Consider the following 25035-nt stretch of genomic DNA (forward strand, 5'->3'; position numbering starts at 1 on the left):
TAACCAAAAAATGGCCCAAACCTTGCTATACAGGCAGGAAAGGCGCGGTCAGAACGGCAGGGCTGTGCACGCACCTTCCTATAAAAAATGAACGTCATGCATATTTAACTATTCTACAATGTGACTTAGTGACTTATTACCGATTTTTTTATACATTTGCGACAACCGGAACAACGCTTGATGAATGTACAGTTGTGATGTGCTTTCAAATTTTACCTAACGGACCAGTTTAAATAGATGTACAAAAAACTATACACTTCTTTCACCGAAAGAAAAGCAAAAGGTACAAAGTCGTTTGCAGTCCTGATTGATCCGGATAAGGTCACCCCTGCCGGGATCACCGACCTTGCCGCCAAGTGCGCTGCTGCAAAGGTAGACTATATATTCCTGGGCGGAAGTCTGGTTATTACCCAACACCTCGATGAATGCGTGCAGCGGCTGAAGGCCAGTTGCAATATTCCCGTGGTATTGTTCCCGGGCAGCCCCACCCAGGTATCCCGGTATGCGGATGCCCTGCTTTACCTTTCCGTCATATCCGGCCGGAACCCGGAGCTGCTGATCGGCCAGCATGTAGTATCTGCAGCGGCTGTAAAGCGCAGCGGGCTGGAAGTGATCCCTACCGGGTATATGGTGATTGACGGCGGCGCCCCTACCACGGTGTCCTATATTAGTAATACGACTCCCATTCCTTCCGATAAAGACGATATTGCCATGTGCACCGCCATGGCCGGTGAAATGCTGGGCCTGAAACTGGTGTATATGGATGCCGGCAGCGGCGCCCGCGAGCCCATTACGGAAACCATGATCAACCGGGTGGCCAGCCAGGTAAGTGTGCCCATTATTGTGGGCGGCGGCATACGCGATGCGGAAAAGGCCTACCTGGATTGCAAGGCCGGCGCAGATGTGATCGTGGTGGGCAATGCCATCGAGAAGGACATTTCCCTGATAAAAGAGATTGCAGACGCGGTGCACTCCGCACCGGTGAAAATATAGCTATCAGCTATTAGCGCTTAGCTGTTAGCGAAGGCGTGAAAATTATTCACTTTCGATCGCTGACAGCCAAACGCTAACTGCTCTTCAGAGGCTCATCATTTCCTTGAACTTTACGGCCTGCCGGCGGCTCACCTCTATTTTCTCCCCGCCGCGCATTTCCAGCAATAGCCCGCCGTTAAAGTAGGTATCTATCTTTTCTATCATGCGCAGGTTCACGATATGCTTGCGGTTAGCCCGGAAAAAGGTCCGCTCGTCCAGCCGCTCTTCCAGCGCATTTAATGACTTCAGTATCAAGGGTTTGTTATTCTCAAAGTATACCCTGGCATAGTTGCCCACGCTTTCAAACAGCCGTATTTCCTGCAGCTTTACGAACCAGCAGCGGTCCCCGTCCTTTACAAACACCTGGTCGTGCTCGGACAGGATGGTGCGCATGCCGCCCGCAGCCGCCTGCCGCTCTTTCTCTTCCTGCTGGTGCAGCTTGTGAATAGCGTCTGCCAGGCGCTTGGGCTCTATGGGCTTCAGCAGGTAGTCCAGCGCATTGTACTCAAACGCCTTGAGGGCATGCTCATCGTATGCCGTGGTAAATATCACCTGGGGCGTTCTTTCCAGTTCGGCCAGCAGGTCAAATCCTGTTTTGTCAGGCATTTGGATGTCCAGGAACAGCAGGTCAGGGTGCAGCGTTTCTATCTTTTCCAACCCGTCTTTAGCGTTCACTGCTTCCCCTACTACCACTATTTCGGGATGATCGGCCAGCAATTTCTTTAGCTCGCTCCTGGCCAGGCGCTCATCGTCAATTATTAACGCTTTTTTCATCTGTTACTAATTAATTTGGTTGATGACTCCTATATCAACGGCATCAGCACTTTGGCCTCTACCGTTTGTTCATTTTTGTTGTATATCTCAAAAGAGGCCCTGCTGCCAAACAGGAGGCTCAGCCGCTGCCGGGTGCTTTGCAGCCCGAAGCCCTGCCCGTCATTGTTCTCCAGTATCTGGCCGGTGTTCTCTATGGTGATCTCATGCTGCATTTGCCGCACATGGGAGCTGATGCGCACCACGCCGCCGCTCACCATCCTGGAAATGCCGTGCTTGATGGCGTTTTCCACCAGTGTTTGCAGCATTAGCGGCGGTATGGGCAACTCCAGCGTATCCGGGTCAATGTCGTATTGTACCTTCAGCCGTTCCTCAAACCGGATGTTCTCCAATGCAAGGTAATCTTTTACAATATTCAGCTCGTTTTCCAGGCTCACCGTCTCCACCTTTTCCACCTGCATGGAGCTGCGGAGGATGTTGGACAGCTCTGTAATGGCCGTTCTGGCCCGCTGGGGGTTCTCATCCACCAGGGCGCGTATGCTGTTCAGGGCGTTAAAAATAAAGTGGGGGTTCAACTGGGACTTAATGGTCTTCAGCTCCAGCTCCTTTACGGTGCTTTCCAGCTTCAGCTTGTCCACCTGGGTATTCCGGCTCCTGTCCACGTAATGCCAGATAAAATAAATAAGCCACCAGATGGCGGTGATCAGGCAGTTGGACAATAAATTCCTTACCACTTCCTGCCCCGAGAATACTTTACGGTGGTCCGGCTGCCGGAAAAAATTGCTGACCGCCGTGGAGCCCAGGTAGATCATCACCCCGGTGCCTACGATCAATGCAAAGAACAAGAGCACCTGCTTTTCAAAGCTGTACTGGAACCAGTTCTGACGGTTGATCACATTGCGGAGCAGGTGTGTGGACAAAAGCCCGAAGGCCATTAAAATGGTAATGTTAATGAGAAAGGAAGCTTCTACCTTGCCACTGAAAGAGTAAGCAAAAAATACATTTATAACAAAATATGCCGACCATCCCAATATCTGGCACCACCAATATTTTGATATATGTTTAAACATCAATCTGAAATTAGTAAACTGTCGCTTTATTTCAAAAATACCATACGGCGCTACCCACCTGAAAGCAAATGTTATCAATGGCGTTAGTGCGGGGTGAAGGGCGAAAATCCACCTTCACTATTGCCTTTTTGCTTATTTTTGCTTAAGTTTAATAACAAACCCTGATCCGGACACAATTATGAACATAACACCCGGTCCGCTGCTCGGCCAGATAAAATACCCCGCTGACCTGCGGAAATTCAGCAAGGAACAGCTTCACCAGGTATGCGAAGAGCTGCGCCAGTATATTATTGATGTAGTAAGTGTGCATGGCGGCCACTTCGGGGCCAGCCTGGGCGTTGTAGAGCTGACCACGGCCCTGCATTACGTGTTCAATACCCCTTACGACCAACTGGTATGGGACGTAGGCCACCAGGCTTATGGCCATAAGATACTCACCGGCCGCCGGGAAGTGTTCCATACCAACCGGAAGTACAAAGGCATCAGCGGTTTTCCCAAACGGGACGAAAGCCCTTACGATACTTTCGGCGTAGGGCACTCCTCCACCTCCATTTCCGCCGCACTGGGCATGGCTATTGCCTCCCAGCGCAAGGGCGAGCATGACCGGCAGCATATTGCCGTGATAGGCGACGGCGCCATGACCGCCGGTATGGCCTTTGAAGCGCTGAACCATGCAGGAGTGGCCAACGCCAACGTGCTGATCATCCTGAACGACAACTGCATGTCCATAGATCCCAATGTGGGCGCGCTGAAAGAATATTTAACGGACATTACCACCTCTCACACCTATAACAAGCTGCGGGACGATGTATGGCACCTGCTGGGCAAGCTGCCCGTAGGCAAGCGCTTTACCCGTGAAATGGCCTCCAAGCTGGAAGCCAGCCTAAAAGGCATGGTATCCAGCTCCAGCAACATATTTGAATCCTTCAAACTGCGCTATTTCGGGCCTATTGACGGGCATAACATCATGAAGCTGGTAGATACCCTGCAGGACCTGAAAGATATTCCGGGCCCCAAACTGCTGCATATCGTTACCACCAAAGGCAAGGGATACGCACTGGCAGAACAGGACCAGACCACCTGGCACGCGCCGGGACTATTTGACAAGATTACCGGGGAAATATTCAAGAAACCGGTCACCACGCCGCAGCCCCCCAAGTACCAGGACGTTTTCGGGCACACCATTATAGAACTGGCGGAGCAGAATGACAAGATCATGGGCATTACGCCCGCCATGCCTTCCGGCTCCTCCCTGAAGTTCATGATGGAAAAGATGCCTGACCGCGCCATAGACGTGGGCATCTGCGAACAGCACGCCGTTACCCTCTCCGCCGGCCTGGCCACGCAGGGTATGCGGGTGTTCTGCAATATCTACTCCTCCTTCATGCAAAGGGCCTATGACCAGGTGGTGCACGATGTAGCTATCCAGCAGCTACCCGTGATCTTCTGCCTGGACCGCGCCGGCCTGGTAGGTGATGACGGCCCTACCCATCATGGCGCTTACGATATCGCCTACATGCGCTGCATCCCCAACCTGGTGGTGAGCGCGCCCATGAACGAGGAAGAGCTGCGCAACCTGATGTACACCGCCCAGTTGCCGGATAACCAGGCGCCTTTTGTGATCCGTTATCCGCGCGGACAAGGCGTAATGGCTGACTGGCGCCAGCCTTTCCGGGAAATAAAGATCGGCACCGGCCGGAAGATCCGCGACGGGAAGGATATCGCTATCCTCTCCATCGGGCACCCGGGCAATTTTGTGGCCGAAGCCTGCAAGGAGCTGCTGGCCGACGGCCTGCAACCGGCCCACTACGACATGCGATTTGTAAAGCCGCTGGACACGGCCATGCTGCACGAGGTATTCCAGCGTTTCAATAAAGTGATCACCGTGGAGGACGCCGCCCTGCCCGGTGGTTTTGGCAGCGCCATACTGGAATTTATGGCCATGAACGGCTACCAGGCGGAAGTAAGGATGCTGGGCATCCCCGACCGCATCATAGAACATGGCAAACCGGAAGAGCTGCACCGCGAATGCGGCTACGATGCGCCCGCCATTGCCGCCGGCGTAAGAGCCATGCTGAAAAGCAAGATCACTGTAATCATGGAATAAACAAACGACCGATCTGTATCTTCATTTACGCATTACCGATATAATCAGGGAAACACCGGACACTTATACGTACCGCCTGGAGAACACGGCCCAAGCCCCCGTTATCTACCAGGCCGGGCAGTTCCTGACTTTCCTAGTAGCATTGCACGGCGCTACTTATCGCCGCTCCTATTCCTTCAGCTCTACCCCCGGTATAGATCCGTACCTTTCCGTTACCATCCGCGAAAAAGAGAACGGGGAAATATCCCGCTATATACTGCGCCACTGGCGCAAGGGCGATATTGTAACGGCCCTGCCGCCCAGCGGGCGCTTTACGCTGAACAGCAGCAGCCCGCATCGCCGCAACATTTTCCTGATGGCGGCCGGCAGCGGCATTACGCCGGTATTTTCCCTCCTGAAACATATCCTGTACCGGGAGCCCTCCGCCCGGGTAACGCTGGTATACAGTACCCCTTCCCCGGAAAGGACCATTTTCCTGGACGCCTTGCAGGCGCTGCAGGCCCGTTTCAGCTCGCAGTTGCACTGCCTGTTCCTGTTCAGCAAGGAGCCGCCGGAAGGGGCCTTTATGCTGCGCCGGCTCAGCAATGTGCTGCTGGAACCGCTGGTGCAGGAACAGCTTACCTACAACAAGGCAGACGCGCAGTTCTTCATTTGCGGCCCGCCGGACTATATGCGCATGATATTGCTCACCCTTACCTTCATGGGCTTTACGGAAGAGCAGTTGCATAAAGAGAACTTCGTGGTAAATACCGCCATCAAGATCGAGAAGGCGGGCCGGCCGGAAGATGATGCTATCAAGCAGGTACAGGTACGCATAGGAGACCGCACCTACCAGCTTGCAATGCCCGGCAACCGGCACATACTGGATGCCGCCCTGGAGCAGGGCATACCGCTACCCTATAGCTGCAAGGGAGGCGTATGCGGCTCCTGCACCGCACGATGCACGAAAGGCAAAGTATGGATGGCGGTAAATGAAGTGCTGACGGACCGGGAGCTGGCCCAGGGCCTTGTGCTCACCTGTGTGGGCTACCCGGTAAGCGATCACATCGAAATAGAGCTATGAGGTTTAATAGCTGAAATTATCATAATGTACATGTAATTATCGTACAGCCCGCAATGGCATTTTTTGCTACTTCTCCTTTTTTCCACTAAATTTTGGTTAAAATGCTGCCATGCATAATGCCCCGTTCAAGCTGGCAAGTGTATGTTTTGCTGGTATTATCCTATGGTTATCCGCGCTCTACCTGGTCACCGAATACTTACCCTGGCCCCGGTGGCTTTCCTATGGTTTATTCGCCATTGTGAGCAGCGTGTTGCTGTATTATGTGCTGCGCCTGTATGCCCGTACCGGCTTTGCGGGTGAGCACGCCGAAGCCCGGGAGCTGGGCATACGTTACCAGTTGCTGTCCAAAGCCACCAGCGACGCTATTTATGACTGGGATGCGGTTAGAGATTCCGTGGTATGGAACCACGGCCTGTACACCCTGTTTGGTTATGAGCCGCATACAGCGGCCCTGCGCCGGCAATGGTGGGAGGAAAAGCTGCACCCGGAAGACAGGGAAAGGGTACTGGCCTCCCTGCAGGAAAAGCTGGATGGCACTGAAAATTTCTTCGAGGAGCAGTACCGCCTGCTTTGCGCCAACGGGCTGTATAAAACAGTGCTCAGCAGGGGCTATATTATCCGCAAGCACAATACAGCGGTACGCATGGTAGGGCTGATACAGGACATCGACCACATTATTGAGAAAAAACAGATCATCCGGCGCTTGCAGGAACAGAATGCAGGATTGCGTGAAATAGCCCGGATCAATTCACATGAGGTAAGGCGGCCCGTGGTATCCATCCTGGGCATTGCGCAACTGTTTGATAAAAGCCACCAGGACAAAGCCCTTAACACCCGGCTCATAGAATGGCTGCAAACCAGCACTTCGGAGCTGGACGAGCTGATACACAAGCTGGAAGAAAAAGTAAGGGAGATAGAGACGAACTAATAAGACCTGCCAGGTTTTAAAAACCTGGCAGGTCCCTGTTATTTCACAAACTGGTCAAATTCATTTTTCAGCTCTCCGTAAATTTTTTTGAAGGTCTCCATACGATCGTACAGGGTATCGGCATCGTCCACCGGGCGGTCGTCATGCACGATGGCGAGCACGCCGTTATTCGACAGTTTTTTAGCGGATTGCTTAAGATCGTGGAACAGCTCATCCGCCACTTCCAACTGGCATATGAACTGGTTTTGAAAATGCTCTACATGGACCAGCATTTCAGGATCGGTTTTTTTGTGCGCCAATTGTTCCAACCTGCCGCGCATGTCCCGGATATCATTTCTTACGTTGTCCACTTCACTTTTCCAGGTGTTGATCTGCTGCTGCAGGTCGGAAGACTGTGTTGGAATTTCCATGGTGTATTGATTTTTTTGTAGCAGTTAAATGATGACAAGAAGAATAGTGCACTCATCATTTCCGGAGCTATCTGTCAATATCCATTGTATGTTGTGAAAGCCATTCCTAAGTTACGATCTTTTTTGCTTTTTGCCGGCAAACCAGTCAATACCTTCCATAATGCCGCCGGCGCCGGGTACTGCCGATTGCAGCACATGGGCATAGTCCCGTGTATACTGCAGCAGGGCTGGCTCTGCATGCCCCACTACCACGCCTTTAAATCCGGTATCGTACAACGAGCGGTCATTCATGGTATCGCCGGCTACCAGTACCTGGGCGGCCGGGTAGCCAATGTGCCGCACCAGTTGCACAAGCGTGCTACCCTTGTTGACCCCGCCTGGCAATACATCCAGGAACTTACCGGCGGACTGCAGCACATCGCAGCCCAGTTCTTCCGCGATCCGGGTTGCCACATCTATGGCGGCAGTAGCATCATAAAAAAAAGAGCAGCGCCGCTGCATGGGCACTTCCTGCAGGCGCAGGCCTGCTACCTGCTCCATGCGGGCGCGCACCAGCTCCTGCCCGGGCCATTTCTGCTCAATGGCTTCCTGTAAGGGCATTACCGGCTCCAGGGTATGCCCATGCACCACGGTGGCCCCCACATCGCAAATAATGTAATCCGGCATAGGTATCTGCGGATCGTCCAGCAGGGGCTGCACCGTGGCCAGGCCCCTGCCGGTAACAAATGCCAGGCTTATTTCCGTATGCTGCTGCAGCCAGCTATATAAGTAGGCGCGGTCTTCCGGGCTGCCGCCCAGGAAAGTGCCGTCAAGGTCTGTGGCAAGTAACATCATGTGATTATTTTGCAGCGGCTGCTTCCTTTTCCTGTTGCAATTGCTGCACGTACAAGGTTTGTGTGGGATAAGCGAACTCGATGCCTTCTTTTGCAAACGTATTGAACAATGCCAGGTTAATGGCCTGCTGGTGATCCATATACTCGTTGTAGTCGCCGGTCAGCACATAGTACACTACCTCGTACAGCAACTCAGACGGCGCCAGGCTCAGGAGATGCGCACGGTCAAACTGCAGGCCTTCCCGGCCGGTAATGATCTCCTTTACGATAACAGGGATGCGCTCCAGCTTTTCTGCCGGCGTTTGATACACCACGCGAAACTGGAACACGATACGGCGGCGCTCCATACGTTTGTAATTATGCACGCGGGAATTGGTGAGGTCCGTATTGGAGAACACCAACTGCTCGCCGCTCAGGCTCCTGATGCGCGTGGTTTTGATACCGATATATTCTACTACGCCCATTTTGTCCTGCACAATGATAAAGTCGCCGATCTCAAACGGACGGTCAAAGAAGATCACGAAATAGCTGAAAAGATCGCCCAGTATGGTTTGCGCAGCCAGCGCAATGGCAATACCGCCGATACCCAGACCGGCAATAAAGGCCGTTACATCCACCCCCCAGTTACTTAGCAGCACCAGCCCGCCTATAACCCATACAAATGCTGTGGCGATGATCATAATGCCCCTGACCTGCTTGGTCTTCTCCTCCCCGTTCTGCTGCCTGGACATATAGCCCATGAGCATGAACTTCAGCGCGGCCACCACCGCCCTTACCAGGTAGAAGGTAATGGCAACGGAGATCAGGATATTGAACCATTTTCTAACAACCGGGACCATGTTCAGATGCCCGAATGCGATATATATAGCACCCACGTATAACAAGGGTATGAGGGAGCGCTCAATGCCACCGATCAGGAAATCATCTATCTTATTATCTGTCTTATCGGCCCATACTTTCATGCGGCTTAATATGATCCGCTTCAGTATCATGATCAGCACAATGGCCAGTAACAAAATACCCAGTGCGATTACATAACTGAGCAACGTATTACCCCAAAACTTGTATTGTAACACTTCCGGCATGACGATATATTTTTAAACGGGTGAATAATTGCAGTGTATATATTCCACTCAGGTACAATAATAAGTATACTAAAAGAAAAAGACCAGCCTTTGCGGCTGATCTTTTACATAAAGCGCTTTATTTTTTTATTAACGGCCACATCTGTTTGATGTGCCGACATACGCATTAACCAAAATTAGATTCCAGTGTAATGCTTGTGTTCAGCAGCTTGGAGATGGGACAGTTGGCCTTGGCATCTTCCACCAATTCATTGAACTTGCTTTTATCCAGGCCGGGCACAGCGGCGCTTACCACCAGGTGGCTGCTGGTAACAGCGCCGTTCTCCAGCGTTACAGTAGCTTTGGTATCTATATTCTCCGGTGTAAAGCCGGCGCCGGATATCAGGAAGCTGAGCTTCATGGTGAAACAACCGGCATGGGCCGCCGCCACCAGTTCTTCGGGATTGGTGCCGGTGCCTTCTTCAAAACGGCTGCTGTATGAATAAGGGGTATGATTCAGTACGCCCGTTTGCGTTGTAAGCGTGCCCTTGCCTTCTTTGCCTGTACCTTGCCAGTTAGCAGATGCAGATCTTTTCATAATCCAGTGTTTTTTAAGGTGAATAAAAAAGCATATGGAAATTACTAAAAAAAACCGCCCCGGCAGCAACCGGGACGGTTTAACTTTTCCTGACAACTTCACCTGCAACTACCGTTCTTCTCCAGGCTATTTTCCTTTTACACACTTCTGCTTCCCTGTACACACTGTCTGCTTCTCTTGCTGTTGTCAGGAGCTCCCCTTATATTCCACTGTACGTACTTATTGCTTTACGATCTGTACGCTGGCCAGCAGCTTTACTTCATCTCCCAGCAGCAGGCCGCCGTTATCTGTAGTGGCGTGGAAAGTAAGCCCGAATTCCTTGCGGTTGATCTTACCGCTCAGCTCAAAGCCTGCCTTCACCTGTCCCCAGGGATCTTTCTGCGTACCACCGTACTCTACAGTCAGTTCTACCGGTTTGGTATGATCGCGAATGGTGAGGTCGCCGATCACTTTATAATTCTCATCGTCTATTTTCTTTACTTCTTTGGATACGAAGCGCACTTTGGGAAACTGCGCAGCGTCAAAGAAATCCGGGGCCTGCAGGTGCTTGTCGCGGTCTGCATTCTGCGTGCTGATGCTTTCCACATCCGCCTCAAAGCTGATGGATGCGTCGCTGAAATCATCACTGGCAGATTGTACCGTACCCTCGAACTTTGCGAAGCCGCCGGTTACGGAGGTGATCATGAGGTGCTTTACTTTGAACTGTACCTCGCTGTGTGCAGGATCAATTTTCCAGGTTGTCATAAAATTTTCGTTTAGTGCTTTAAGTTAGTTATGTCAGTTGTTCAGTATTTTAATGCAGGTGTCCCATTTTACCGGCATTGTAATCATCGATGGCTTCCAGTATTTCCTGCTGGGTATTCATCAGGAAAGGGCCGTAGGCGAAAATGGGCTCATTGATAGGCTCCCCGTTCAGCACCAGCAGACTGGCGTCTGCAAGGGCGGTGATGGTTATCTCCTCGCCGGCGGTATCGAACAGGGCTATTTCCACGGCCTGTGACTCACGCGCATCATTGTAACGCACCGCTCCTTTCAGCGCCACGATACCGGTATTGTAACCGTCCGGCAGGGACAGGGTTACCGTATCTCCGGCGGCTAACCGCACATCAAACAGGTTCAGCGGCGTAAAGGTGCTGGCAGGGCCGGCGTGGCCGTTAAAGCTGCCTGCTATTACCCGTACATGGCTGTTGCTGCCCACGGGCACCACCGGTATGCGGTCTTTGGACAGCTCCTGGTAGCGGGGCGCGGACATTTTATGGGCTTTGGGCAGGTTTACCCATAACTGCGCCGCTTCCAGGGTGCCGCCGCTTCGTGCAAATTCCGTTTCATGCTTTTCCTCGTGCACCACACCGGAAGCGGCGGTCATCCACTGCACATCGCCGGCAAACAGCTTTCCATAATTACCGGCAGAGTCCCGGTGCTCCAGCGCGCCCTGGTACAGGATGGTGACGGTCTCAAAGCCGCGGTGCGGGTGCTCGTCCACGCCCCGGGGCTTGTCCGTAGGCGGGAAATAGGCCGGCGCTCCATAATCCAGTAAAAAGAAGGGACTGATCCGTTTTCCGAGGCGGTTGCCGTTCGGGAATACGTTCTGCACCCTGAAGCCATCGCCCACCATATGGGGCGCCGGCGCCTTGTATATATCACTAACCTGTTTTGTTGCTTTTGTGCTTGTCATATTTACCTCCTGAATACGAACACAAAATTATATGTTGCAACAAATGTTGGAAATGGATAAAACGCCGGAAGTGGTGTACTTTTTTTATTGCTGCACGGGAGCGCCGGCCCTGGCGGCATCGCGGAACTCGGAAGGGGTCTGGCCGGTGTATTTTTTGAAGAAGCGGCTGAAGTAGTGGGGGTCTTCAAAACCAAGCCGGTAGGCTATTTCCTTGGCCGTAAGGTCGGTATTATACAAATAGCGCTGCGCTTCCAGTATAATACGGTTCCGGATATGCTCCCCGGCGGTAATGCCGGACAACTGTTTGCTGATCTCATTCAGCAGCACCGGTTTTATATGGAGGCGGCTGGCGTACTCCGATACGTTCTTGAGCTGGTGATATTGCTCCTCTATCAGGTTCTTAAAGTGCAGGAACAGGGAACCGTTGTGGGCGGCAAACTGCTCGGGCACAGCGGCCATGCTGGCGCCCTTAATGCGGGAGGCCAGCACCAGGAAATAGCGCAGCAGGCTGTGCAGGGCGGTTTCATAGCCGGCCTCTTTTTCGGCCAGCTCGCGGATCATACGCTGCACGATCACCTCAAACTCTTTTTCCTGCTCCTGGTCCAGGGTGATCACGCTGCTGAACTGGTTGTTGATGAACAGGCCGGTTTGTATGCCCGCAGTGGCCGCAGCTTCCTGCAGGCACATAAAAGCATCGGGGAAAGCGATCATATACCCGTCCACCTTTTCGCTGAAATGCATTTTGTGCACCTGCCGGGGGGCCAGGAAAAAAAGGGTGTTCTTTTTTACCACATGGGTTACGGTATCAATCGTATGCGTCAGCTCCCCTGTTTTGATCCAGTAAATGGTATAGAACTCATGCCGGTGGGGCGCTTCATTATGGGCAAAAAAATCAGGGCCCAGGGAACAGAGGGTAGACACGACAAAAGAGGTGTCTGCCGGAGCATATTCCGGCAGGGATACGATCTCTATTGGCGCTTTTTTACCGTTTGTTCCCATTATTATTCAAAAATGCCGGCGGTTTCCTCCTCCCGCTCGGAAGGATCTACATAATCTATAATAAAATTATTACGGCCTTCGCCCACCATAATACCCAGGTAGTTCTGCTGCACCAGCTCCAGCATGCTGAGGAACAGGAAAATAGCATGTATACGGTCCTTACAGTGGTCGAATATCTTTTCAAAAGCAAGGGTCTTTTCCGTGCGGGCCAGGTCCAGCATGAACTCGCGGGAGCCTTCCATGGTGTAGTCATACTTGTAGACCACGTGCTGGGGCTTGTTATCCCGGGCCTTGATGCGCTGCATCACCTTTTCAAAGGTTTTAGTAAGCTTGAAAAGGGTGAGGGTCTGCACCTCCGTGCCTTCGCTGGTGATCTCGCCTATTTCAGCCAGCTCTTTGGAAATATTGCCCCGTTTTACCTGCAGCATGCGCTCGGCCTCCTTCTCGGCCAGCTCTGCGGCAGCCTGCTTGTAACGCTTGTATTCCAGTATTTTATCTACCAGTTCCAGGCGGGGGTCTATTTCATTACCCTGCTCATCCAGCTCCTTGCGGGGCAGCAGTGTTTTGGCCTTGATACGCATCAGCGTGGCCACGAAGAGAATGAACTCGCTGGCCAGCTCAATATTCAGGGACTGCATGTGATGGATGTAGTCCAGGAAATCCTTCGTGATCTTGCTGATGGGAATGTTATAGATATCCAGTTCGTCCCTTTCTATAAAGAACAGGAGCAGGTCAAAAGGCCCTTCAAACTGGGGCAGTTTTATCTTGTAGCTGTTATCGCTCATTCTCCAAAAATACTAAAAATAGCCTAGAACCGGGCCGAGAATCCCACCCCTATGACCTGCTTGACCTGCAACCGGGGCCCCTTTACGCCGGTCTTGGAATTGACGAACTCCCGCACATCGTCGTCATAGATCAGGTCTACATTCACATTGGCGCTGATGTACTTATTCACCTTGAGGTTCAGCATGTTGGTCATGAAAACGTCTATATTCTGCGGGTTGTGCCGGTAATCGGAAAACAGGTCCAGGCGGGTTTTAAAGGTAATATCTTTCATGATCTCCTTTGCCCAGTTTACGGACACATAGGCGCCCAACTGGTAAAGCACATGTTTGCCGGTATCCACCCCGTATGCACCCTGGGAGGATAGCATATCGTCCATCACCAATACCCAGCGGGAGGAGATGGGCGTCATGAAAACAGACAGCTCGTCATTGGGCTTGTAATCAAAACCGGGGGCCAGCAATACATAGGCCGGCGAAAAAAAGCGGGAGGTGAGCCGCGGCGGCACGCTGTCGTACAGGTAACCGTTGGTGAACTGGGTGCGCAGGTTGAGCAGCACGCTCAGGAACCACTTTTTCCCGATATCATAGCCATATTTGCTGGTAAAGTCTATACGGTCGTCACTTTTACGGCCGCCCAGGCTGGTGGTGTTTACATAACCGTAAGCCAGGTCCAGCACGTTATCCCAGGAGCGGCGGCCCTCCCGGTAAGCAATATAGCCGGTAAAGGTGGAGGCCAGGGAAAAAGAGAATTTGTCGCCACCTGCCGCCCAGTTGGTGAGGGAGCCCTGGTTGATATTGACATTGAAGATGCCGCCTTTTCTCCAGCGGGCTTTGGCGGTATCTTCCGCTACGGTCTTAAATCGTTTCTCTACTTCTTCCCGCTCTTTCCTCCATTCCTGGGCATGGGTTGCAGACATGCCGGCGAGCGTGCAAAGAAGGAACAATACAATTGGTTTCATCCGTTAATATTTTGATTTTTTAGAAGGTCGGATGGAATCTCTCCGCCGGTTGGCGGATCGGTTTCATCCGTTAATATTTTATAATAAAGCAAATAGTTTCCGGTATCTCCGGCAGGGAGACGCTCCAACAAACAGATAATACCCTGCAAGCTTACTTTGATCTGATAGCATCCCGTATTTCCATGAGCAGCTTTTCCTCTGCGGAAGGCCCGGGCGGGGGAGCAGGGGCAGCTTCTTCCTTACGCCGGAGCCGGTTCATGAATTTCACGAGCAGGAAGATGATGAAAGCAATAATGATAAAGTCCAGCACACTTTGAATGAATGCGCCATAAGCCAGCACCGGCGCGCCCGCTTCCTTGGCGGCGGCAAGTGACTCGAAACCGGAACCTTTACTGGTATTCAGGAGCGTGTACTTTTCCGAAAAGTCTGCCCCGCCGGTAAAGAGGCCTACGATGGGCATCAATACATTATCTACCATCGAAGTAACGATCTTGCCAAATGCCCCACCAATGATCACACCCACCGCCAGATCCATTACGTTGCCTTTCACGGCGAATTCCTTGAATTCTTTGAAAAATGACATAAGGGAAGGTTTTATGGTTACGATTTACGAGCACGAAAATAATAATTCCACCGAACTAATTCATTATTAATGTATTATTTATCTCTTTAGCATTGGATATTTCATTTTGAGCCCTTTCAGCATATCCCGCAGGGTTTTGGCCACCAGGTATTCCTTGTACCAGTTCTGGTCTGCCGGCACAATGATCCAGGGAATATCATTGCAGTTCCGGAACACGTCTTCATAGGCCTTTTCATAGTGCTTCCACAATTTTGCTTCCTCAATATCCTTATCGTTGTACTTCCACATTTTGCGGGGGTCTTCCGTACGCTCCTTCAGGCGCTCCGCCTGTTCTTTACGGGATACATGGAGATAGAACTTGAGTATCCGGGTATTGTTATGCTCCGCCAGCAGCTTTTCAAAATCGTTGATGGCTTTCATACGGGCTTTTATGGTATCGCTGTCTACCCATTTGTGCACCCGCTGCACCAGCACATCCTCGTAGTGGGAGCGGTTGAACACCTGTATCATGCCTTTGGCCGGGGCATACCGGTGTATGCGCCAGAGAAAATCATGGTCCATCTCCTCTTCGGTGGGGGCTTTGAAAGGCTGCACCTTCACACCCAGGGGGTTCATTTGCCCCAGCACATCGCGTATCAGCCCGTCCTTGCCGCTGGCGTCCATGCCCTGCAGCACAATCAGTACCGACCATTTGTGCTGGGCATACAAAAGGTTCTGCAATTCATCCAGCTCATACACTATTTGTGCGGTAGCGGTTTTGATAGCGTCTTTCTCCAGTTTGCCGGGAGGCAGTGTGCTGATTTCGGACAGTTTGATCTTTGCCATAGCATGGGGTGGTTTTTCTCTACTTAACTAAAATTAACAAATAAGTTGTATAACTGTTGTGACTCTTCGAAATTGCTTGCCGGATTGGCGGCTTATACGGACATTTGTGCCCTCAACCACACCGTCTTGGATAAACGCATTACTCACTGGAGCATCTTTCTGCTGCTAAGCCTTACCTGGGGCAGCTCTTTTATTTTAATGAAAATAGGAATGGAAGGCCTGGCGTCCTACCAGGTGGCCAGCGTGCGGCTGGTAGCGGCCGGGCTTACGCTGCTGCCCTTTTTCCTGAAGTATATCCGGCAAACGCCGCGCAGCAAACTGCCGTTCATCATCCTTTCCGGCATACTGGGCAACGGCATCCCGGCCTACCTCTTTTGCCTGGCGGAAACCCGGATAGACAGCGCACTGGCCGGTATCCTGAACTCCCTCACTCCGCTGATGGCGCTGCTGGCGGGCCTGGTGATCTTCAAGGCGCCGTTTGAAAAACGGCAACTGGCGGGCATCAGCATTGGATTGCTGGGGGTAGTAGGGCTTTTTGCTATTAAAGGGGTAAGCACCGGTTACTGGTATTACGGCTTTTTTGTGCTGCTGGCCACCGTTTGCTATGGGGTGAACATCGGCCTGGTGCATCATTACCTCAAAGGGTTCAGCTCTATACAGTTGAGCGCCATTGCATTGTTCTTCTGTGCGCTGTTTGCCCTGCCTGTATTGATAGGCAGCCATTTCTTCCCGCTGTTTGCGGGAGCGCAGGCGCCCTGGAAATCACTGGCGGCTGCTTCCACGCTGGGTATTTTTGGCAGCGGCATTGCCACCGTGCTGTTCTACATCCTGATACAAAAAGCGGGAACCGTATTTGCTTCCATGGTGACTTATGCATTGCCGATAGTGGCCATTGGCTGGGGCTTGCTGGCAGGGGAAGATATTACCTGGCTGCAGGTAGCCTGCCTGGGAGTGATATTCGCGGGAGTAGCGCTTGTAAGTAAAAAGTAAAAAAATAAAAAGGCAGCGCTTTCTTATGAAAGGCTGCCTCCACTTTTTTATTTCTAATTTTTTACTTTTTCTTTTTAAATAGCCATGATCTCTTTCTCTTTGGTAGCACAGTGCTTGTCTATAAGAGAGATGTATTTGTCTGTAAGTTGCTGTACGTCTGCTTCAGCGTCTTTGGCGGAATCTTCGCTCAGGCCGTCCTTCTGTAATTTCTTGATATTCTCGATAGCATCGCGGCGAATGCTGCGTACGGCCACCTTGGCCTGCTCGCCTTCAGCAGCGGCACGTTTTACCAGTTCGCGGCGGCGCTCTTCGGTAAGCGGGGGAAGGAAAAGGCGGATGATCTGCCCGTCATTCTGGGGATTGATACCAATGTTGGCAGCAATGATAGCCCTTTCAATGGGCTGGATCATATTCTTTTCCCAGGGCTGGATGGTAAGCGTACGGGCATCTGCCACGCTTACATTGGCCACCTGGTTCAGCGGGGTGCTGGAGCCATAATAATCCACCGCAATACCGTCCAGTATCTGTGGGTTTGCTTTGCCGGCCCTGATCTTTGTAAGCTCTACTTCCAGGTGCTTAATGGCTTTTTCCATCGAATCTGTAGCATCTTCCATAATTAGCGTGAGATCATCTTGCATAACAAAAAATAGTTAAGTGCCTGCAAACCTACAGGATTTCTTTTAATCATCAAAGAACAGGCGGTCTACTTATCTTGTAACATCCCTTCAGGATTTACCCGGAGTATCTTGGGCTTAGACGAAACAGGCTCCTGGGGCAGCGTGGCAGGTACGGTTTGCACGGTTTGCAGTGCTGGCACAGGTTTGGGAGCAGTTCTCCGCGTCTTGAGTAGGTAAAGCACCATGGTAGACACGGCGGCAGTGCCTACCACTACCAGCATCAGGTAGTTGGGCCCCAGGTCCTGGAGGGCAAAGGCGGCTGCAATATAAATAATGTTGGAAGCAACGGCCACCATCGTGGTTTGCTTATGGTTCAGCTTCAGTTCCAGCAGGTAGTGATGAATGTGGTTACGGTCTGCTGAAAACGGTGACCTGCCCTTGAGCATACGAATGGAAAATACACGCAAGGTATCGAATAAAGGTATGATCAGTATGGCAAAAGCTACGGCCGGCACCGCCTGTACCGGTATTTTGGAGGCCGGGTTGCCGGCCACTTCAATAAACTTTACAACCAGGATGGCATTCACCAGTCCTACCAGCAGGGACCCGGTATCGCCCATAAAGATGCGGGCAGGGGATATGTTGAATATCAGGAACGCCGCCAGGCCGCCGGCCAGGCCAAATCCAAGCACGGCATACAGCAGGTCGCCGGAGTAAAGGAAATAAGTCCCTAATACACAGGACACCAGCATACCGATGCTGCCGGCCAGCCCATCCACTCCATCAATAAGGTTAAAAGCGTTAATGATTACCAGGAAGGTAAAATAGGTGAGCAGCAGGCCGAACTGCGGAGGCAGGGTGTGAAGCCCCAGGAAGCCGTACATGCTGGTTATCTGCAGGTTACCGAGATATATTACTGCAAAAGAGGCCATCAGTTGGCCGATAAGTTTTTTCAGGGGGGAAAGACCGGTAATATCATCCTTCAGGCCTACCATGAAGATGGCAAAGAAGGCAGCCACCATGTATTGGAAAGGGGAATTTGCCTGTGAAGGCGCGCAAACTGCGGCAGCCATCACAAAACCAGCAAAAAAGCCAATCCCGCCCAGGGTAGGGATCTTGGACTTATGTGACTTTCGTTCATCCGGTTCGTCGTACAAATGTTTCAATTCCGCAACCTTTATCAGCACGGGAATTGCAAAATAGGTTACAACAAAACTCAGGACGCTTGCAATTAATACATTCTCCATCAGTAGGGGGTTATAATACCAGATTATACAAAGATATTAAATTCAATTAAATGAATATCAATAAAATTTCAAAATCCAAAGAACTTAGAAGCCCCGGACACGATTTCGCAAAAAGATTGTGTAACACCCCTCTAAATCTTGGTAAATATCTCTTAGTTTTGTCACTTATAAAAAAAATGCAACTATCATGCCACAGCTGAAAGAAATAGCTACACAGATCAGAAGGGATATAGTACGTATGGTGCATGCCGTGCAAAGCGGCCACCCTGGCGGTTCTCTGGGCTGCACAGATTATTTCACCGCGCTTTTTTTCAAGGTGATGCAGCACAATCCCCAGCCCTTTGACATGGATGCAAAGAACGAAGATGTGTTCGTACTGTCCAACGGGCACATATCACCCGTGTACTACAGCGCGCTGGCGAGATCAGGATATTTTCCCACCTCCGAGCTGCATACCTTCCGCAAGATCGATTCCCGCCTGCAGGGCCACCCTACTACCCATGAGCACCTGCCGGGTGTAAGGGTTGCTACCGGATCGCTGGGACAGGGCATGAGCGTGGCCATCGGTGCTGCGCTGACCAAAAAACTGAATAACGACAAACACCTGGTGTTTTCCCTGCATGGCGACGGGGAGCTGGAAGAAGGGCAGGTATGGGAAGCCATCCTGTTTGCACCGCACCATAAGGTGGATAACCTTATTATTACGGTAGACTGGAACGGGCAGCAGATAGACGGCCCTACCGAGCAGGTAGGCGGCCTGGGCGACCTGGATGCCAAGTTCACCGCATTTGGCTGGAAAGTGCTGCACATGAACGGTAATGATATGGACGAAGTAGTGGCCACCCTGGAAAAGGCGAAGAGCCTTACCGGCCAGGGACAGCCCATTGCCATCCTCATGAAAACCGTGATGGGCAAAGGAGTGGACTTCATGGAAGGCCACCACGAATGGCACGGTATAGCACCCAGCGACGAGCAACTGGCCAAAGCGCTGACCCAGTTGCCGGAAACTTCTTTAGGAGACTATTAATAAAAGAGTGAAAAGAGAAAGGTGAATACCATTATTCACCTTTCTCTTTTAAGTTGCCTTCAATTCAATACTTTGCGCAGCGGCCTTTTTGGCGGGGTACCAACTGGCAGCCAGGCCAATGATGATAATGGTAGCGCTCACCAGCAGGAAATCCGAAGGATGCATGCTTACCGGGTATGCATCTACGAGAAAAGAAGTGCCTTCCAGCCTGATAATGCCAAACTGTTGCTGTAATACACACACCAGCGTTCCCAACCCAAACCCCAGGGCAGCGCCTATGCCCGCAATGATCAATCCCTCTGCCAGGAATATACGCAGGACCAGGCGGTAACGTGCCCCCATCGCCTTCAGGATGGTAATGTCCTTTTGTTTTTCTATGACCAGCATGGATAAGGAGCCGATCATGTTAAAGGCGGCTATCACCAGTATAAAACTGAGGATAATATACACAGCCCATTTTTCCGTTTGCATAATGGCATACAGCGCCTGGTTCTGTTCATAACGGGTCTGCACCTTAAATTGCTCACCCAGGGCGGCCTGCAGACGGTTCCGCAGCGCATTGGCATCCGCGTCCGCCGTAGTAGCAATTTCCAGGGCGGACATCTGGTCCGGCTGCAGCTCCAGCAATTTGCGCATGAAATCAATATGGGTGATCACGTATTTGCTGTTAAACTCCTGCTGGATGGCAAAAGTGCCTGCGGGATACAGCACACCGCTGTTCAGCGCCTCATTGGGCACCATGAAGCTGCCGGCGCTGCGGCGGGGCACATATACGTCCACGGGTACCATGCTGCGCTCTACATCCACTCCCAACGCGGCTTCCAGCTCTATGCCCAGTACCGCCCTGTAAGCCAGGTCATCGCCCACGTCAAAGCGGCCCCGCACTATTTTATCCTTTACGGCGGCTACCTGGTTGTAATGGCTGTCCACTCCTTTCAGAACAGCAATGGTCTGGTCCTCGCCGAAACGCAGCACCGCCTTTTCCTCTATTACTTCGGAAAAGGACGCCACGCCGGGCAGCGAGGATATCTCGTCAAGCTGCGCCCGGGTAAGGGAGATGGTCTTGCCGGTGACCGGGCTGATCTTCACAGCCGGGTAGAAGGAGGAATACAGCGATTTTACCAGCCCCTCAAAGCCGTTGAACACGCTGAGTATTACGATGAGCGCGCCGGCCCCTATGGCAATGGCGGCCACGCTCACCCATGCTATAATATTAATAGCATGGGTAGATTTCTTGGCCCTGAAGTAACGGGAAGCAAATTGCCAGATCATAGTTATACATTCCAAATCCCAAACCTGGGAAATTCCAAATCTCAAATCCCAAATTCCCAAATGGCGGGATCGGGAATTTTATTTGTTTTCCTTATTTGCATCATCCTCCCGGATCTTTTTGAACAGTTCCTCCATGCGGAACACATAGTCCAGGGTGTCGTCCAGGAAAAAGGTCAGCTCGGGAATGCGGCGCAATTGCTTGCCTACCCGCAGGCCCAGCTCCTTCCGGACCTCCCAGCCCCTTTCCTTTATTTTATCCAGCATGGCGGCCGGCTCGTTTATCTGGAACATGCTCAGGTATACCCGGGCCTCCAGCAGATCGGGCGTAATACGAACCGTGGAAATGGAGATCATACCGCCTTCCACCACGTTATACCCCATACGCTGAAATATGTCGCTCAGCTCTTTTTGCAGTAACTGCCCTATTTGTTTTTGCCTTTTACTTTCCTGCATTGGTGTATCTGTTTATAGTGAAGACTTTTCATGCTTCACCGGGTAATTTGTAACTTGCGCACTATTCTGGTCTGACAAAGATACATGAAACCGCGGGGTTCCATGAGGCCATAGCAATTATTATAGCCATCGAATAAATGACACGAGCCGAAGGCGACTGCATTTGACTTTTGAGAAGACATTATTGACAAATGAAAACGTTTCTACGGTTACTGCAATTATCCCGGCCATATCATCATTATGTCCCGGAATATATAATTTATATTTTTCTTTATACAATTTTCAGCCTGTTCAGTTTCACGCTGGTAATGCCGCTCATGGACGCGCTTTTTGCCACGGGCCAGCAGGAAGTGGTGACACAGTTGCCTTCCTTTACTTTTTCCGTGGATTATTTCAAGAACGTTTTCTATTACTACCTCACTTATTATGTAAATACCACGGGTAAGTTCGGCATGTTGGTATACGTGTGCCTGGTAATACTGGTAGCAGTGCTGCTGAAGAACCTGTTCGGCTTCCTGAGCCAGAAAGTGCTGACCCGCATGCGGGTGAACATGGTGCGGAAAATGCGCGAAAAGCTGTATCACCAGTTCAGCTCCCAGTCCCTGCGCTTCTTTCACAACGAGCGCAAGGGCGACCTGCTCTCTACCGTCAGCGGCGACGTGGTGGAGGTAGAGAACTCCGTAGTTACCTCCCTGCAAACCGTGTTCCGCGACCCGCTGCAGGTGATCGCCACCTTTATCACCCTGTTCATCCTTTCCAGGCAGCTCACCCTCTTTACGCTGCTGGTATTCCCTATTTCCGGCTACCTGATCTCCAATATCACGCAGCGCCTGAAAAAGAAGGCCGTGGTAAGCCAGGGGCTGCTGGGCAAGATACTGAACATCACCGAGGAAACCCTGTCCGGCATCCGCATCATCAAAGCCTTTAACGCGGAGAGATTCATGCGCAGGAAATTCGAAAAGGAGAACAATGATTTTGCACAAACCGTAAGGGCTATACAAAACCAGCGCGAGCTGGCCTCCCCGCTGTCGGAGACCATGGGCGTGCTGGTGATCATCGTGATCATGATCTATGCCGGCAACCTGATCCTGTCCGGGCAAACTACACTGAAAGCTTCTGCTTTCATTGCCTACATTGCCCTGTACTTCCAGATCATTGCACCTGCCAAGAACATCGCCAACGCCTTTGCCGTGATGCCACGCGGGCTGGCGGCCGGCGAGCGGGTGCTGCGCATACTGGACATTCCTTTATCCATACAGGACAAAACGGATGCCAGGCCCATACAGCACTTTGAGCAGGAGATCCGTTACCAGGGAGTGGCCTTCCGGTATGAGCAGCAGGATGTGCTGAAAAATATTGACCTTACCATACAAAAAGGCAAAATGGTGGCGCTGGTAGGCAAAAGCGGCGCCGGCAAATCCACCATGGCCGACCTGCTGCCGCGGTTCTACGATGTAACGGCAGGCAGCATCCGCATTGACGGACATGACATCCGCAACCTGAAAATGGAGGATGTGCGCGGGCTCATGGGCATGGTATCGCAAGAGGCCATCCTGTTCAACGATACCGTGTTCAACAACATCGCCTTCGGGCAGCCGGAAGCAGACCGCGAGGCGGTGATACAGGCCGCTAAAATTGCCAATGCGCATGAGTTTATTGTGCAGTTGGAAAACGGTTATGATACCAGCATTGGCGACCGCGGCATGAAACTGAGCGGCGGGCAGCGGCAACGCCTCACCATCGCCAGGGCCATCTTTAAGAATCCTCCCATACTGATACTGGATGAAGCTACATCTGCACTGGATACAGAGTCTGAAAAACTGGTGCAGGAAGCCCTGGACAAGCTGATGGAAAACCGCACCACCATCGTAATTGCACACCGCCTTTCCACCATCCAACATGCCAACGAAATAGTGGTGCTGGACAAAGGCGAGATAAAAGAACGCGGCACCCATGACGAACTGATCGCCGCCAACGGTATTTACAAACGTCTCGTGGAAATGCAGGAATTCAAGTAAGCAACAGGCGTATACATATCATCATTTGATAAGATCAGTTCCCCGGCCGCTGGTACCATTTTTGAGCACCAGGAGCATACTGTGCTGTGCTGATTTTTAGGTGCCTTTTAGCGTTTATTAATTTACCTTTAAACAAAAGAGTGTTTCCTATGGTTTCAATTGTTATTCCGGTTTTAAATGAAGGGGCCACCATACGGCAGGTTATCAGAACGGTGAGAAAAACATCGCGTAAAATAGAAATCATTGTGGTAGATGATAACAGTAATGATAATACGGTGGCAGTGGCCCTGGAAGAAGGCGCACGCATTATTACCAGTAGCCAGCGCGGCAAAGGTATATCCATGCGGGAGGGATTGATGGCTGCCAAGCATGATATCGTGATGTATATAGACGGCGACATTCTTACCTATCCTGATAACATCGTAGAACTGCTGACAGACCCTATTGTAAATGAAGAGGCGGACTTTGTAAAGTCATATTTCGAGCGGCAGGCCGGCCGTGTAACAGAGCTGGTGGCCAAGCCGCTCTTAAGCATCCTGTTCCCCGGACTGGCGCATTTCCGGCAACCGCTGAGCGGTATGATAGCCGGCCGCAAATCCTTCCTGTCCCGCGTACAGTTTGAAAATGACTATGGCGTGGATATAGGGCTGCTGATAGACATGCACATACAGGGCGCGCGCATTGCGGAAGCCAACATAGGCCGGGTGGAAAATGCCATGCAGTCCTGGGAGCAGCTCAGTAAAATGTCCAGGCAGGTATCCCGCACCATCCTGCACAAGGCGGAGCACATGAAAATTCCCGAAGATAACCTGGAAACACTGGGCAATATCAATATCATCCGGGAGCAGATGGAGTACTCCATCCTGGAGTCCATTGATAAAATGCACAAGATGGTGATCTTCAACCTGGACGAGGCCATCTTTACACAGGACTACCTGGAACTGGCTGCGGCCGCTTTCGACTGTGAGCTGTCCCTGCTGCAGATCAGGGAGCACTATACCGACCCGGTAACCATCCTGGAACATACGGCCGCCCTGTTCCGCGACCGCAACCTGGCGGAGCTGCTGGAGGTAGCGGACGCCATCCCGGTGGTGCCGGATATTAAAGCAGTGGTAGAAGAACTGAAGAAAAGAGGCTACGCCTGCGGTATTATTTCAGATGGGTTTGAATGCGTAGCGCGCCATGTCAAGAATAAGCTGGGTATGGATTTCGTGTTTGCCAACCGGCTGCACCTGTACGACAGCATTGCTACCGGCGAGCTGACCATCCCGGAATATTTCCTGCAACCCGGCGGCAACGGGCAGGATGCATTGCCGCAGTACAGCAAGGACCACATCCTGCCTTACATTGCGGAGAAATACCATGTTACGCCGCAGAATGTGATCTACGTGGGCAATGGAACGGACGATTCCAATCTTTTGAAGGAAGCCGGCATCGGGGTGGTGTTCGACTCCCTGGCGCCGGGCATGGAAAGGATAGCAGACAAGCTGATCACCGGCCCTTACCTGTCCCCGCTGCTGAGCATTGCGCAGGCCAGCCCTGAAAAGTTCCGGCTGAAGCTGCCGCCCATCAGCAAAAAGCAGGCGCGGCGCATCGGTATCGGCAGCCTGGTGGTGCTGGCCTCTGCCGGGCTGGTATACCTGGCCTCCAGGCAGATCAAAAAACAACGACAATTAAGTAAAAAATAAAAAAGAAAAAGTTAAAAATAG

Annotated in this window: 25 protein-coding genes; 8 read left to right on the plus strand and 17 right to left on the minus strand. The window is 51.7% G+C overall.

The window, feature by feature from the left end:
* Positions 1–237 precede the first annotated feature (237 nt).
* Positions 238–993, plus strand: coding sequence for a phosphoglycerol geranylgeranyltransferase (locus tag LX66_RS03405; RefSeq protein ID WP_145710480.1), 756 nt, complete (start codon positions 238–240; stop codon positions 991–993).
* An 84-nt stretch (positions 994–1077) separates the two neighbouring features.
* Here the strand turns inward: LX66_RS03405 and LX66_RS03410 are convergent, their stop codons facing one another.
* Positions 1078–1806 (minus strand): LytR/AlgR family response regulator transcription factor, encoded by a 729-nt coding sequence (locus LX66_RS03410; RefSeq protein WP_145710481.1) that lies wholly within the window; start codon positions 1804–1806, stop codon positions 1078–1080.
* Between the two features lie 29 nt (positions 1807–1835).
* Positions 1836–2738, minus strand: a complete 903-nt coding sequence (locus LX66_RS03415) for a sensor histidine kinase (RefSeq protein ID WP_244620273.1) — start codon at positions 2736–2738, stop codon at positions 1836–1838.
* A 313-nt stretch (positions 2739–3051) separates the two neighbouring features.
* On the opposite strand from LX66_RS03415, the gene dxs reads away from it, so the two are divergent.
* The 3 genes from dxs to LX66_RS03430 all read left to right on the plus strand — a co-directional run bounded on the left by dxs (position 3052) and on the right by LX66_RS03430 (position 6971).
* On the plus strand, positions 3052–4980 hold the full coding sequence (gene dxs / locus LX66_RS03420) for a 1-deoxy-D-xylulose-5-phosphate synthase (RefSeq protein WP_145710483.1): 1929 nt from the start codon (positions 3052–3054) through the stop codon (positions 4978–4980).
* 40 nt (positions 4981–5020) lie between these two features.
* Positions 5021–6043 (plus strand): flavin reductase family protein, encoded by a 1023-nt coding sequence (locus LX66_RS03425; RefSeq protein WP_262713210.1) that lies wholly within the window; start codon positions 5021–5023, stop codon positions 6041–6043.
* Positions 6044–6152: 109 nt separating this feature from the next.
* Positions 6153–6971: a PAS domain-containing protein gene (locus tag LX66_RS03430; RefSeq protein ID WP_145710485.1), complete on the plus strand. Its 819-nt coding sequence runs from the start codon at positions 6153–6155 to the stop codon at positions 6969–6971.
* Between the two features lie 38 nt (positions 6972–7009).
* Here LX66_RS03430 and LX66_RS03435 read toward each other — a convergent pair whose 3' ends face one another.
* The 11 genes from LX66_RS03435 to LX66_RS03485 all read right to left on the minus strand — a co-directional run bounded on the left by LX66_RS03435 (position 7010) and on the right by LX66_RS03485 (position 15702).
* Positions 7010–7381 (minus strand): hypothetical protein, encoded by a 372-nt coding sequence (locus LX66_RS03435; RefSeq protein WP_145710486.1) that lies wholly within the window; start codon positions 7379–7381, stop codon positions 7010–7012.
* A gap of 111 nt (positions 7382–7492) precedes the next feature.
* Positions 7493–8215, minus strand: coding sequence for an HAD-IIB family hydrolase (locus LX66_RS03440; protein ID WP_145710487.1), 723 nt, complete (start codon positions 8213–8215; stop codon positions 7493–7495).
* 4 nt (positions 8216–8219) lie between these two features.
* Positions 8220–9299 (minus strand): mechanosensitive ion channel family protein, encoded by a 1080-nt coding sequence (locus LX66_RS03445; RefSeq protein WP_145710488.1) that lies wholly within the window; start codon positions 9297–9299, stop codon positions 8220–8222.
* A gap of 166 nt (positions 9300–9465) precedes the next feature.
* The gene (locus LX66_RS03450; RefSeq protein ID WP_145710489.1) at positions 9466–9876 is read right to left on the minus strand and encodes an OsmC family protein; all 411 of its coding nucleotides are present in this window, start codon (positions 9874–9876) and stop codon (positions 9466–9468) included.
* Between the two features lie 219 nt (positions 9877–10095).
* Positions 10096–10620, minus strand: coding sequence for a YceI family protein (locus LX66_RS03455; RefSeq protein WP_145710490.1), 525 nt, complete (start codon positions 10618–10620; stop codon positions 10096–10098).
* 49 nt (positions 10621–10669) lie between these two features.
* Entirely contained in the window at positions 10670–11551 is an 882-nt protein-coding gene (locus LX66_RS03460) for a pirin family protein (protein ID WP_145710491.1), read from the minus strand.
* A gap of 84 nt (positions 11552–11635) precedes the next feature.
* A complete protein-coding gene (locus tag LX66_RS28520) occupies positions 11636–12550 on the minus strand; it encodes a helix-turn-helix domain-containing protein (protein ID WP_145710492.1) in 915 nt (304 codons plus the stop codon).
* A gap of 2 nt (positions 12551–12552) precedes the next feature.
* Positions 12553–13335 (minus strand): segregation and condensation protein A, encoded by a 783-nt coding sequence (locus tag LX66_RS03470; protein WP_145710493.1) that lies wholly within the window; start codon positions 13333–13335, stop codon positions 12553–12555.
* 23 nt (positions 13336–13358) lie between these two features.
* Entirely contained in the window at positions 13359–14294 is a 936-nt protein-coding gene (locus LX66_RS03475) for a DUF3078 domain-containing protein (protein WP_145710494.1), read from the minus strand.
* A 151-nt stretch (positions 14295–14445) separates the two neighbouring features.
* Complete coding sequence (gene mscL, locus LX66_RS03480; RefSeq protein ID WP_145710495.1) at positions 14446–14877, minus strand: large conductance mechanosensitive channel protein MscL; 432 nt, start codon at positions 14875–14877, stop codon at positions 14446–14448.
* A gap of 78 nt (positions 14878–14955) precedes the next feature.
* Positions 14956–15702 carry a PPK2 family polyphosphate kinase gene (locus LX66_RS03485; RefSeq protein ID WP_145710496.1) on the minus strand — a complete coding sequence of 249 codons (747 nt, stop codon included), beginning with the start codon at positions 15700–15702 and terminating at the stop codon, positions 14956–14958.
* Between the two features lie 126 nt (positions 15703–15828).
* Between LX66_RS03485 and LX66_RS03490 the strand changes: the two genes are divergently transcribed.
* Positions 15829–16692: a DMT family transporter gene (locus LX66_RS03490; RefSeq protein ID WP_145710497.1), complete on the plus strand. Its 864-nt coding sequence runs from the start codon at positions 15829–15831 to the stop codon at positions 16690–16692.
* A 74-nt stretch (positions 16693–16766) separates the two neighbouring features.
* Here the strand turns inward: LX66_RS03490 and frr are convergent, their stop codons facing one another.
* Positions 16767–17330: a ribosome recycling factor gene (frr, locus tag LX66_RS03495; protein ID WP_145710498.1), complete on the minus strand. Its 564-nt coding sequence runs from the start codon at positions 17328–17330 to the stop codon at positions 16767–16769.
* Positions 17331–17395: 65 nt separating this feature from the next.
* On the minus strand, positions 17396–18475 hold the full coding sequence (locus LX66_RS03500) for an MraY family glycosyltransferase (protein WP_244620274.1): 1080 nt from the start codon (positions 18473–18475) through the stop codon (positions 17396–17398).
* A gap of 268 nt (positions 18476–18743) precedes the next feature.
* On the opposite strand from LX66_RS03500, the gene LX66_RS03505 reads away from it, so the two are divergent.
* A complete protein-coding gene (locus LX66_RS03505) occupies positions 18744–19583 on the plus strand; it encodes a transketolase (RefSeq protein WP_145710500.1) in 840 nt (279 codons plus the stop codon).
* Positions 19584–19631: 48 nt separating this feature from the next.
* Here LX66_RS03505 and LX66_RS03510 read toward each other — a convergent pair whose 3' ends face one another.
* Complete coding sequence (locus LX66_RS03510) at positions 19632–20855, minus strand: FtsX-like permease family protein (protein WP_145710501.1); 1224 nt, start codon at positions 20853–20855, stop codon at positions 19632–19634.
* Positions 20856–20933: 78 nt separating this feature from the next.
* A complete protein-coding gene (rbfA, locus tag LX66_RS03515) occupies positions 20934–21308 on the minus strand; it encodes a 30S ribosome-binding factor RbfA (RefSeq protein WP_145710502.1) in 375 nt (124 codons plus the stop codon).
* A gap of 317 nt (positions 21309–21625) precedes the next feature.
* Between rbfA and LX66_RS03520 the strand changes: the two genes are divergently transcribed.
* A complete protein-coding gene (locus tag LX66_RS03520; protein WP_244620275.1) occupies positions 21626–23326 on the plus strand; it encodes an ABC transporter ATP-binding protein in 1701 nt (566 codons plus the stop codon).
* Positions 23327–23475: 149 nt separating this feature from the next.
* Positions 23476–25014 (plus strand): glycosyltransferase, encoded by a 1539-nt coding sequence (locus LX66_RS03525; RefSeq protein ID WP_145710504.1) that lies wholly within the window; start codon positions 23476–23478, stop codon positions 25012–25014.
* Positions 25015–25035 lie beyond the last annotated feature (21 nt).

This window comes from Chitinophaga japonensis (assembly GCF_007830125.1).
Lineage (GTDB): Bacteria > Bacteroidota > Bacteroidia > Chitinophagales > Chitinophagaceae > Chitinophaga > Chitinophaga japonensis.